We start from the raw sequence: 11637 nt of genomic DNA on the forward strand, positions 1-11637 counted from the left end.
ACTTCTTTCTGCTTAAGAACCGAGACGCTTTATCTTCGCTGCGTCCAGGCATTCACTCTCGCCGAAAGACTTGAGGGTTTTACACTCACTCCGGGTTGATGTCAACGAAAATTATTCAACCCAAGCCTTTTTTTTCGTTGCGGGAAATAAATCATTCCAAATGTCCGCCCGGAGGTTACACATGGAATTGATTGACGGTCAATTCCCCGAAAGTACGATCTTGTGATACCGCTTCTTCCCGGCACGAAGGAGCAGTTCGCCCTTATCAAAATCAACCGACGAGATCATGTAATCGGTTGACGGAATTCTCTGGCCGTTCATGTATGCGCCGCCCTGTTCAATAAGCTTGCGCGCGGCGCCTCCGGACTGCGCCAGCCCCACAGTGAACACAAGTTTGAACGCCGGGACACCCTGGTCCAGCTCGTCCTTATTAATAAAGGACGTCGGAACATTCTCATCGGACCCCTCGCCCCCGTCACGGGGAATGGTACTTGACGGCAAAAGATCGGCAGGAATAATCCGTCGGCCAAACATGCTTCGCGCTGCGTTGAACGCTTCTTCGGCCGCGGTCTGACCGTGGGCAAGCAACGTCGCCTCAAAGGCGAGAACGGCTTTGGCGTGATTCATGTCCGCGTCCTTGAGTCCTTTCACCCCATTGATCTCGTCCATGGGCAAAAAGGTAAACAGGCACAGAAAGCGGGCCACATCGTTATCATCGGTATTCACCCAGAACTGATAATAATCGTAGGGCGACGTTCGTTCAGGATCAAGCCATACGGCTCCTCCCGCGGTTTTCCCCATTTTGGCCCCGCTGCTGGTGGTGATCAGGGGGAAGGTAATACCGAACGCGGTTTTCCTGTGAATTTTACGGGTGAGCTCAATTCCCGCGACAATGTTGCCCCACTGATCGCTGCCTCCCATTTGAAGAAGACATTCATGGCTGCCGGCCAACTTCATGAAGTCGTAAGCCTGAAGCAGCATGTAATTAAACTCAATGAAACTCAGCCCTTCTTCCGACTCAATCCTCATCCTGTAACTCTCGGCCTTGATCATCCGATTGACGCTGAAATGACGCCCGATGTCCCGAAGAAACTCAATGTAACCCAAACCGGTCAGCCAGTCGGCATTATCGACCATTTCGGCACGACCATCGGTGAAGTCTATGAAATGAGACAACTGGCGCTTGATGCCCTTTTTATTGTGCTCTACATCTTCATGGGTGATCAGTTTACGCATTTCGGTTTTGCCGCTGGGGTCCCCGATCAGACCCGTGCCGCCGCCCACCAGGGCGATGGGCCGATGACCGCTCCGTTGCATATGGGCAAGCGACATGATGGGCAACAGGTGGCCCACGTGAAGGCTGTCCGCCGTGGGGTCAAAGCCGATGTAGCATGAGGTTTGGCCTGAAGCCAGATAATCCCGCAGCTCGTCGTCATGGGTTTTGTTTTCGATGAAGCCCCGTTCGGTCAGAATATCCAGTACGTTCATAATTACCTTTCTTTATTTGTTGGCGTACCCGACAGCGCGGGTCTCGCGGATCACAATAACTTTAATTTGTCCGGGAAAGGTCAGCGTCTCTTCGATCTTCTTGGCAATATCCCGGCTCAGCATCACTGCGTCTTCGTCTTTGACCACGTCGCCTTCGACAATGACGCGTAATTCTCGGCCTGCCTGGATGGCATATGAGTTCTCGACACCATCATAGGCGTTGGCAATGGCCTCGAGTTCTTCAAGACGCTTGACGTAGTTTTCGAGAAGCTCCTTTCGGGCTCCCGGCCGGGCACCGGACAGGGAGTCGGCCGCCTGAACCAGCTGATCGTAAACCGATGACGGCGGTACATCTTCGTGGTGGGCGGCGATCCCTTGAACCACCTTGGCCGATTCACCGTATTTTTTGGCAAGGTTAGCCCCGATGATGGCGTGGGGGCCTTCAACTTCGTGATCCACCGCTTTCCCGATATCGTGGAGCAGACCCATGCGCTTGGCAAGCTTGACATTGAGTCCGAGTTCCGCCGCCATGATCCCACACAGAAACCCCACTTCAACCGAATGCTGCAATACGTTCTGGGCATAGCTGGTCCTGAACTTCAGCCGTCCCAGCGTCATGATCAATTCCGGATCAATTCCATGGACGCCAAGATCAAAGGCCGCCTGATCGCCGGCTTCCTTGATGGTCTGGTCCACTTCCTTTTCCACGGCCCGAACCACCTCTTCAATGCGGGCCGGATGAATGCGACCGTCAGCAATCAGTTTCTGGAGCGAAATCCGGGCGACCTCACGCCGAACGGGATTGAACCCTGACAAGATCACGGCCTCAGGGGTGTCATCGATGATCAGGTCGATGCCTGTTTCGGCTTCGAGGGCGCGAATGTTCCTGCCTTCACGGCCGATGATGCGCCCTTTCATTTCATCGTTGGGCAGCGGTACAACCGATACGGTGCGCTCAGCCACAAAATCCCCCGCATACCGCTGAATGGCCGTGGCGATGATTTTTTTGGATTCCTTGTCGGCCGTTTCCTTGGCTTCGGACGTGATGCGCTTGATCATCTTTGCGCCTTCATGCCGGGCCTCGTTTTCCATGGCTTTGAGGAGAAGGTCCTTGGCTTCATCGGTGGTCATCCCGGATATCCGTTCGAGCTGGGTTTTCTGTTCCTGAATCAATTCATCGTATGTATTTTTGTCCCGATCGATTTTTTCGGACTCGATCAGCAATTCCTTTTCTTTTTCGTTGAGTTCTTTTTCCCGTTTTTCAAACAGGTCATGTTTTCGATCCAGTTTTTCAATTTTCTGGTTCAGGCGCTTGTCGAGCTTTTTCAATTCGTTCCGCGTTTCGTTGGTCTCCGCATCAAAGGCGCTTTTCATTTTGAAAAGTCTGTCTTTGGCTTCCACACTGGCTTCCTTGAGCAGGGTATCCGCCCTGCGCCGGGCATCCTCAATAATCTTGGACGCTTCTTCTTCGGCGGCTCTGGACCTCTGAAGAATGGAGCGACGTTTGATAACGTATGCAATCAGGAAGCCTGCGATAAAGGCACTAATTCCTGCAACAATGGTAATTCCGTTCATTCTTGTCTCCTGTTTATATACTCTGGTTCGGAGAAAACTCCCCCCGTGTGTTAGACGTTCAATCAGTCCATATCCAATGGTCCTTTATAAAATGAAGGCCCGAAAAACAAACATTCAGGAACCGTCATCGATAAAAGCAATCGTCTTATAAGGTGATCAATAAAAGGAAAAACGAAGAATAAAGCAGAAGGAAGAAATTAATCCCCGCCCAAGTGCCGTGTTGCAAGGTCTTTGAACCGAAGGTTCAAGGTGGGCGCCATGTGACTCCTTCAGGCTTTTCTGATCATGCAGAACATGCACACCAGAGTCAGAGGAGGCTCCCAATTTATTAGCATTGGGTCAAAGAAAAAAAACAATCACGAACACGGCAGGGATTAATTTCCATTTTTTTTAGCCGTTACACAGGAACACTTTGAAAATACAACCAATAAAATCTATTTTAAAGTCCTTTCAATCGTGCTGACGATTTTTGAAGAACGTTCTTGAACGGTATGCAGCAATACCTCGTGCTTATCTTTCAAGTCGATGTATTCATTGCAGATATTAAGTGTCGCCAGAAGAAGCTGGACAAAGCGGTTGGCCTCGTTCTTCGCCAAAGGGGTCTGGCCGTTGAGCGATTCCACCTTACGAACCAGATGGTCGATGGCTTTTTCCGCATGTCTGTCTTCGGCATCTGCCTTGAATCTGAAGTGTTCTCCAAACAGCTCAATGTCTAAAATACGTTCCAATAGTTTTTATTTTTTCCAGTGAACCTGGATCATCCCTTTCAAGAAGAGGCCGGGCTAAAATCATTCATCTTGCTCAGCAAGCGATCGATTTTAATTCGTATCTTCTCTTTTTGTTCGGCATATTTTCTTTCGGCGTCGGATTTGTCGTTAACTTCCTGTTCCAAAATGTCTATTCTGCTTTTAAGTCCGGCATTTGCTGTTTCAAGATTTTTGCAGAGTTCAATCAGCAACTCCACTTTTTCGTCTAAATCATCAAATTGACTTAAAATCGCTTCGTTATTCAATGTTCACCTCTTGGTACTTACTTGATTATATAAACTTTATTTCAAATCAAAGTCAAGACAATTCATCCAAGACGGCCCGCCAAGAGCTTTTCGGCACTTTCCAAATCATCACAGGTATTTACGCCAATAACTTCGTTTTCGGATACACAGAGGCTCATGCCGATGGGCCGACTCTGACGGTGGGCTATCTCTATGATATCCGTGAGATAGAGCTCCCCTTGAGCGTTACGATCATTGATCTGTGACAGGGCTTTTCCCAGAAACTCCCTGTCGACACAATAGATTCCGGCATTGACCAACGTGATTTTCTTCTGATCCGCATCGGCATCCGCTTCTTCGACAATACGTTCGATGGCCCCATGATCACCGACCACAATGCGTCCATAGCCCGTGGGATTTGGCGTGTTGACCGTCAATACGGTCACTGCGGCTCCGCCGGCCAGATGGTTTTCAACCAAAGCCCTTATGGTTTCCGGCCGGATCAGCGGAACGTCCCCGCATAGAATCACCACGGACGTCACATCATCGGGAATTTCAGGCAGGGCGCATATCACGGCATGCCCCGTTCCTTTTTGTTCGCGCTGGATGCAGAACCGGACCTGGGCCGTTTCGCTCACCACCCGTTCAACCTGTTCCGCCTGATGCCCGATCACCACAACCACCCGATCGTCGGCCACACACCGTGCGGCCTCAACCACATACCGTATCATGGGTTTGCCGTTCAGTTCATGAAGCACCTTGGCCTTGTCGGACTTCATCCGGGTCCCCTTCCCGGCGGCAAGAATAATCACTGCGATCGTTTCCATAACTGTTCCCATCGGTTATCCCTTTCTCGAACCGCGGATCAGATGCAAAAAAGGGTAAACCCGTCAAGGCTTACCCTTTTTCAACCATCCGTCCGCTCTCACGTATCACTTGAGCTGACTGAAAACTATTTCGTACCGATCACGTTCAAACGGGTAATGGCACGCATCAACGCCGCCTTGGCCCGGACTACGTCGACTTCATGATCGGAAACACTTTTCCCCAAACGTTCTTCAGCCCGTGCAAGGGCGGCCCGGGCGCGTTCGACATTAATATCCCGTCTGCGCTCGGCCGATTCAGCAAGAACCGTTACCTTGTTTGGAAGAGCTTCTGCAAAACCACCGCTGACAAAAACGGCCCGTTCCGCTCCAGAAGCATCTTTGTAGCGAATCATACCGGTTTTCAGCGTGGTAAGAAAGGGGGTGTGTCCGTCAAGAACGCCGAACTCCCCCTCGCTACCGGGAGACATGACAATCTGTGCCTCCTCGCTGACCACCAGTTTTTCCGGGGTAACCACTTCCAGTTTTATATTATCAGCCATAACGTATCTCCCTGGATAGCCTATGCTGCGGCCATATCCTTAGCTTTTGCTACAACGTCCTCAATGGAACCCACCAGGTTGAACGCCGATTCGGGCAGGTCGTCATGCTTTCCTTCGAGAATTTCCTTGAAGCTTCTGATGTTGTCTTCGATTTTCACATATTTGCCCTTGAGACCGGTGAACACTTCGGCCACATGGAAGGGCTGTGAAAGGAAACGCTGGATACGACGAGCGCGGGTAACTGTGACCTTGTCTTCATCGGAGAGTTCATCGATACCAAGAATGGCGATAATATCCTGGAGTTCCTTATATTTTTGAAGAACGCGCTGCACTTCACGGGCTACGGCGTAATGTTCTTCGCCAATATAGGCGGCATCAAGAATTCGGGACGAGGAGTCCAGGGGATCCACGGCAGGATAGATGCCAAGTTCGGCAATGGAACGGGAAAGTACCACGGTGCCGTCGAGATGGGCGAAGGTGGTGGCAGGGGCCGGGTCGGTCAAGTCGTCGGCCGGAACGTATACGCACTGAACGGCGGTGATGGAGCCCTTGGTCGTGGAGGTAATGCGTTCCTGAAGACCACCCATGTCCACCGCCAGCGTCGGCTGGTAACCAACGGCCGACGGCATGCGGCCAAGGAGGGCCGATACTTCGGCGCCGGCCTGAGTGAAACGGAAAATGTTGTCGATAAAAATCAGAACGTCCTGGCCTTCCACATCGCGGAAGTATTCCGCACAGGTGAGGGCCGACAGGGCCACCCGGGCGCGGGCTCCGGGAGGTTCCGTCATCTGGCCGTAGATCAGGGCGCATTTCTGGAGAACGCCGGAATCCTTCATTTCATGGTAAAGGTCGTTTCCTTCACGGGTCCGCTCGCCAACGCCGGCGAATACGGAAATACCGCCGTGCTGCATGGCGATGTTGTTAACCATTTCCATCATGATAACGGTTTTACCAACGCCTGCACCGCCGAACATACCCATTTTACCGCCGCGGGGGAAGGGAACGAGGAGGTCGATCACTTTGACGCCCGTTTCAAGAACGTTGACTTTCGTGTCCTGCTCGGTGAATTCGGGAGCGGCACGATGAATGGGCATGGTTTTTTCCATGCTGACGGGACCGAGACCGTCCACGGGGCGGCCCACAACGTTGAGAACCCGGCCCAGAGAGGCCTGGCCCACCGGCATCAGAATGGGGGAGCCGCTATCCTTGACTTCCATACCGCGCACAAGACCGTCGGTAACGTCCATGGCGATGGTTCTGACCACGTTGCCGCCGAGATGCTGGGCGACTTCAACGACCAGGTTGTCCTTTTCATCGTTGATCGCCGGGTTGGTGATAAGACAGGCGGACAAGATTGCCGGCAATTTACCAGGTTCGAACTCCACGTCAACGACAGGTCCCATGACCTGCGTTATTTTTCCAATGTTTTCAGCCATCTGAAATACCTCCATATACAATCATGTATATTTAGTTATAGATTTACAAGCCTGGTGCGGATCAGCCCTTGAGGGCCTCGGCGCCGCCGACGATATCCATCAAATCCGCTGTAATTGCCGCTTGTCTTGTCTTGTTGTACACTCTCTGAAGATCGGAGATCATGTCTTTGCAGGCCTTGGTTGCATTGTCCATGGCGGTCATACGCGCGGCATGTTCGCTGGTCGATGTTTCCAGAAGCGCCCTGTAGATCTGGATGAACACGTTCTTGGGGAGCATTTCACCCAGAAGTTCGCCGGGGGACGGCTCACAAATGTGTTCGGCCAGATAGGGGGCGTCGGTGTCCTGCTCTTCCACCTCGATGGGAGGGATGGGAAGAATTTTCTGGGCCTGGGGCAACTGCTTGGCCATGCTGACGAACTGGGAATAGATGACATAGACTTCGTCATAGTCTTCCGCCAGAAAGGCATTGATCAGTTTTTGCCCGGCCGTCGAGGCCACGTTGAATCCGAATTTGGATCCCACCACACCCAGGTACTGGTCGACCATGGTCATTTTTTCTTTTCTTGCCCAGTCCCGGCCTTTTTTCCCGAAGTGGGTCAGCGTGACCTCGGCACCTTCGGCCCGTTTCTCCTCGATCAGGGCTTCCGCCTTGTCGATCAGGTTGATATTGAACCCGCCGCACAATCCGCGATCGGATGTGCACAGAACGATATGAACCTTTTTGACGTTTTCCCTGGGAACAAGCAACGGACTGGCTTCCTCGCCTGCTTTTTGGGCCAGGCTTCCAAGCACTTCCGCGTATTTGGAGGCATAGGGCCGGAACGCTTCCATGGCCATCTGAGCACCACGCAATCGGGAAGTCGCCACCATCTTCATGGCGCTGGTGATCTGACGGGTTTTCTTCACACCGGCGATTTTGAGTTTTACTTCCTTTAACGTTGCCATATTATTTACCTTTTACAGCTTCTCATGGGTTAATGAAATAAACCGTCCGATTCGTTAGATGGTGTCCTTGAATTCCTCATCGTACGCCTTGAGGGCTTCGACCATCATTTTTTCGATATCGGCTGTGATCTGCTGTTTTTCGACAATCTCGGGAAGCAGTTTCGGGAAACGTCCTTCGACGAAGGGATACAGACCCGCTTCGTATTTGGTCACCAGCGAGGCGGGGTATTTGTCCAGATAGCCCTTGGTCCCGGCGAACAGAATCAGCACCTGCTTTTCAACGGGGAGGGGCTTGTACTGGGGCTGTTTGAGAATTTCAACCAGACGCTGGCCACGGGTCAGCTGGGCCTGGGTCGATGCGTCCAGATCGGAACCGAAGGCGGCGAAGGCTTCAAGTTCACGGAAGGATGCCATATCGAGTCGCAGGGTACCGGCGACCTGTTTCATGGCCTTGATCTGGGCGGCACCGCCAACGCGGGATACGGAAAGTCCGACGTCAATGGCCGGACGGGTACCGGCAAAGAACATGCCTTTGTCCAGGTAGATCTGACCGTCGGTAATCGAAATAACGTTGGTGGGAATAAAGGCGGAAACGTCGCCTTCCTGGGTTTCGATGATGGGCAGGGCGGTCAGGGAGCCGGCGCCGAGTTCATCGTTGAGTTTGGCGGAGCGTTCAAGCAGTCGTGAATGGTTGTAGAAAATATCGCCGGGGAAGGCTTCACGTCCGGGAGGACGACGGAGCAGCAGGGACACCTGACGGTAGGCTGCGGCCTGTTTGGAAAGATCGTCGTAGACGATCAGGGCGTGCTTGCCGTTGTCGCGATAGTATTCACCCATGGCGCATCCCGCATAGGGTGCGAGGAACTGAAGGGCCGCAGGATCACTGGCGCAGGCGGAAACGACCGTGGTGTATTCCATGGCGCCGTGCTCTTCGAGAACGGCCACAACCTGGGCCACGGTGGATTTTTTCTGTCCGCAGGCCACGTAAATGCAGTAGACGTCGGTGTTTTTCTGGGCAAGGATGGCATCGATGGCGCAGGCGGTCTTTCCGATCTGACGGTCACCGATGATCAGCTCACGCTGCCCTTTACCGACGGGAGTCATGGCGTCAACGGCCTTGAGGCCGGTGTAGCAGGGTTCATGAACGGATTTACGGGCGATAACACCGGGTGCGACCATTTCGAGACGGGCGGTCTGCGTCGTGTCGATGGGGCCCTTGCCGTCGATGGGCTCGCCCACGGTGGTGACCACGCGTCCGAGAACCGCTTCACCCACGGGAACCTGTGCGATGCGTCCGGTCCGTTTGACCAGATCGCCTTCCTTGATGTTCGTGTCTTCACCCATCAGGGCGATACCCACGTTGTCCTGTTCGAGGTTGAGAGCCAAGCCCATGACGCCGCCCGGAAATTCAACCAGTTCCATTGCCATAACCTTTTCAAGACCGTAAACCCTGGCAATACCGTCACCCACCGACAGAACCACACCGGTTTCGCTCAGTTCGACTTTCTTGTCAAAATTCTTAATCTGATCTTTGATTATCTGACTTATTTCTTCTGCTTTGATTTCCATTAGACGTTCTCACCCCTTTTAAATGATTCTCGCATGTTTTGAATTTGTGTTCTGATACTGCCGTCAAGCACAAGATCACCGATTTTGGTGACCACCCCACCGATCAAGCCGGGATCATGCTCGATATCGAGAACAACATCCTTACCCGTCAGTTTTGACAATGAAGCCTGAATTTTCTTTACAGCGTCATCAGAAAGCTCGACGGCCGCCACCACGCTCGCGTGGGCAATGCCTTTGAGCTCATCGGCCAGTTTCTGGAAACACTCGTCAATGCTTTCCAGAAAACCGAATCGTCCTTTATCAAAAAGAAGGACTGCAAACGATGTCATCACCTTCGTCAATTTCAGCCTTTTGAGCACTTCCTGCAAAACCATCCGGCGCTGTTCACTGGCGTATAAAGGGTTACAGATTGTCTCATTCAGCTCGGTTTCTCTGTTGATCAAGGCCGCCAGCCCGCTCAGTTCATCACGATAGGTATCGGTTTTCCCGTCCTCCTGGCCGATCAGGATCAGAGCCTGGGCATAACGCCTCGAAATAGCGATATTTTTCATTATGCCACCACCTTTTCAAGATATTCATCAATCAGACGGTCCTGATCATCGGATGAAATGGTTTTCTTGACAAGCTCTTCGGCTTTTTCAAGGGCCTGGGTCATCATTTCGGCCTGAAGTTTCAGGCGGGCCGCCTTGAACTCGCTCTCGATATTCCGTTTGGCCTGTTCTTCCAGCTTTTCCGCTGAGGCCGCTGCGGCATCGAGGATTCTCTTTTTAGCGGCTTCTCCCTGCTCGGTGTACTGCGCGATGATCTGCGAGACTTCATCGTCAAGGGTGGCGATTTTCTTTTCATAGTCGGCCAGTGTTTTCTCGGCCTGGGCCTTTTTGGCCTCCAGTTCTTCAAGCTGTGCCCGGATGCCGGCAATCCGGCCGTTCAAGGCATCCCCGATGGGCTTTCTGAGCAGGAAGAACAGGGCCCCGGCCAGAACGGCGAAGTTCATCACCCGAATCCAGTCGTCGGCGGACCAGTGTTTCTGAACCGCCTCGTGTGCTTCAGCGGAGCCAAGAGCTGAACCGGCACAGACAAGAACCAGAAGGACCGCCATGATCAGCTGTGAAACAATCAACTCCCTTGATTTCCATTCAGCTTTTTTCATTATGCGGCCCTCCCCAGAATCTTCTCGACAATGGCACCGGCGAAATCATCGATTTCCTTTTGAAGCTCCGCACGGGCCTTCTCGACGTCCTTTGCAATCGTTTCACGAACTTCCGCCAGATTCGCCTGAGCCCGTTCATTGATCTGTCCAAGAATTTTCTTTTCGTCCTGCGATGCGGCCTCGATGATGGCGTCTTTCGTGGCCACCCCCCGGCTTCGCGCCTCCCGGATTCCGGAATTGAACTCATCTTCCTTTTCGCTGACCGTGGACGCCGACGACTGAATGGTGTGTTCGAGCCCTTCAATCTTCTGCTTCCTCTGCGCCAGGATTCCCCTAATCGGCTTGTATAACACCACATTAAGGAGGATGACGAGAAGGACGAAATTGCCCATCTGGACGATGAACGACGCGTCAGGAATTACGGTTATGGCGCTTTCAGCAAAAGCCGCACTTACTCCTGAAAAAAAAGCAAACAGAAATACTGCGGCGGATGTCATAGCGGCACAACCATTCCGGCTAACACCAGAATTTTCCATGTAATGACCTCCAACCTCTAAAAAACATTATAAAAAATAACAGATTACCAAAAACCCATCCGTATACACAAACCACGATTTAGAGCGTATTTTAGCAAAGAACCCTATAACAGCAATCCTGTTTTTTTGTCAACCTGTTTTAATGGCGTTATCCAGTTTGAAGGGCTCGTTTTCCAAGGGGTTCGCGGCATCGGAATCGCGTTTTTTTTTCGCAGAAATGGTCCGGGCCGTCATCTCGCAGTTTCCATTGAAAATCACGCCCGTATCAATGGAAATGATCGGCGCGAAAATATCCCCTTCAATCCGGCCGGGGGGATAAACCTCGATTCTGTCGCGGGCGCTGATCTTTCCCTCGACCTCGCCGCGAATAATGGCGATGCCTACGTTGATGTCGGCCTTGACCGACGCCTGCTCGCCGACGATCACGGTACCGCCCTCACTGTTGATCCGCCCTTCCACCCGACCGTCGATTCGAATGCTCCCCTTGAATTCGATGGTCCCCTGAAACGAGGCGTCCCGCCCCACGATGGTGTTCACCGAATCGATTGATTTGGTCATCTTCATGTCATGCTCCTTACCG

Annotated in this window: 13 protein-coding genes and 1 other RNA gene; all 14 read right to left on the reverse strand. The window is 52.4% G+C overall.

Translation table 11 applies throughout. The annotated features are described in order from the left end of the window. Positions 1-198: 198 nt before the first annotated feature. Positions 199-1488, reverse strand: coding sequence for a tyrosine--tRNA ligase (tyrS, locus tag ACYQ11_RS15735; protein ID WP_459924763.1), 1290 nt, complete (start codon positions 1486-1488; stop codon positions 199-201). A 12-nt stretch (positions 1489-1500) separates the two neighbouring features. Then, complete coding sequence (gene rny, locus ACYQ11_RS15740) at positions 1501-3063, reverse strand: ribonuclease Y (protein ID WP_459924764.1); 1563 nt, start codon at positions 3061-3063, stop codon at positions 1501-1503. Positions 3064-3260: 197 nt separating this feature from the next. Then, a non-coding RNA gene (gene ssrS / locus ACYQ11_RS15745) (6S RNA) lies at positions 3261-3440 on the reverse strand. 57 nt (positions 3441-3497) lie between these two features. Then, positions 3498-3791: a cell division protein ZapA gene (gene zapA, locus ACYQ11_RS15750; protein WP_459924765.1), complete on the reverse strand. Its 294-nt coding sequence runs from the start codon at positions 3789-3791 to the stop codon at positions 3498-3500. Between the two features lie 38 nt (positions 3792-3829). After that, positions 3830-4075: a DUF904 domain-containing protein gene (locus ACYQ11_RS15755; RefSeq protein ID WP_459924766.1), complete on the reverse strand. Its 246-nt coding sequence runs from the start codon at positions 4073-4075 to the stop codon at positions 3830-3832. Positions 4076-4137: 62 nt separating this feature from the next. After that, the gene (locus ACYQ11_RS15760) at positions 4138-4881 is read right to left on the reverse strand and encodes an NTP transferase domain-containing protein (protein ID WP_459924767.1); all 744 of its coding nucleotides are present in this window, start codon (positions 4879-4881) and stop codon (positions 4138-4140) included. Positions 4882-5006: 125 nt separating this feature from the next. Beyond that, on the reverse strand, positions 5007-5420 hold the full coding sequence (locus ACYQ11_RS15765) for a F0F1 ATP synthase subunit epsilon (protein WP_459924768.1): 414 nt from the start codon (positions 5418-5420) through the stop codon (positions 5007-5009). Positions 5421-5440: 20 nt separating this feature from the next. Continuing rightward, entirely contained in the window at positions 5441-6856 is a 1416-nt protein-coding gene (gene atpD / locus ACYQ11_RS15770) for a F0F1 ATP synthase subunit beta (protein ID WP_459924769.1), read from the reverse strand. Between the two features lie 61 nt (positions 6857-6917). Continuing rightward, a complete protein-coding gene (atpG, locus tag ACYQ11_RS15775) occupies positions 6918-7802 on the reverse strand; it encodes an ATP synthase F1 subunit gamma (RefSeq protein ID WP_459924770.1) in 885 nt (294 codons plus the stop codon). Positions 7803-7856: 54 nt separating this feature from the next. Continuing rightward, positions 7857-9371 carry a F0F1 ATP synthase subunit alpha gene (atpA, locus tag ACYQ11_RS15780; RefSeq protein WP_459924771.1) on the reverse strand — a complete coding sequence of 505 codons (1515 nt, stop codon included), beginning with the start codon at positions 9369-9371 and terminating at the stop codon, positions 7857-7859. Next, positions 9371-9922 carry an ATP synthase F1 subunit delta gene (gene atpH / locus ACYQ11_RS15785; RefSeq protein ID WP_459924772.1) on the reverse strand — a complete coding sequence of 184 codons (552 nt, stop codon included), beginning with the start codon at positions 9920-9922 and terminating at the stop codon, positions 9371-9373. The genes atpA and atpH overlap by 1 nt, the downstream gene beginning before the upstream one ends. Next, positions 9922-10521 carry a F0F1 ATP synthase subunit B gene (locus tag ACYQ11_RS15790; RefSeq protein WP_459924773.1) on the reverse strand — a complete coding sequence of 200 codons (600 nt, stop codon included), beginning with the start codon at positions 10519-10521 and terminating at the stop codon, positions 9922-9924. Before ACYQ11_RS15790 ends, atpH begins: the two co-directional genes overlap by 1 nt. Further along, positions 10521-11057, reverse strand: a complete 537-nt coding sequence (locus tag ACYQ11_RS15795) for a F0F1 ATP synthase subunit B (RefSeq protein WP_459924774.1) — start codon at positions 11055-11057, stop codon at positions 10521-10523. Before ACYQ11_RS15795 ends, ACYQ11_RS15790 begins: the two co-directional genes overlap by 1 nt. Positions 11058-11186: 129 nt before the next feature. Then, positions 11187-11621 carry a bactofilin family protein gene (locus tag ACYQ11_RS15800; RefSeq protein ID WP_459924775.1) on the reverse strand — a complete coding sequence of 145 codons (435 nt, stop codon included), beginning with the start codon at positions 11619-11621 and terminating at the stop codon, positions 11187-11189. Between the last annotated feature and the right edge of the window lie 16 nt (positions 11622-11637).

This window comes from Desulfatiferula olefinivorans (genome assembly GCF_054657895.1).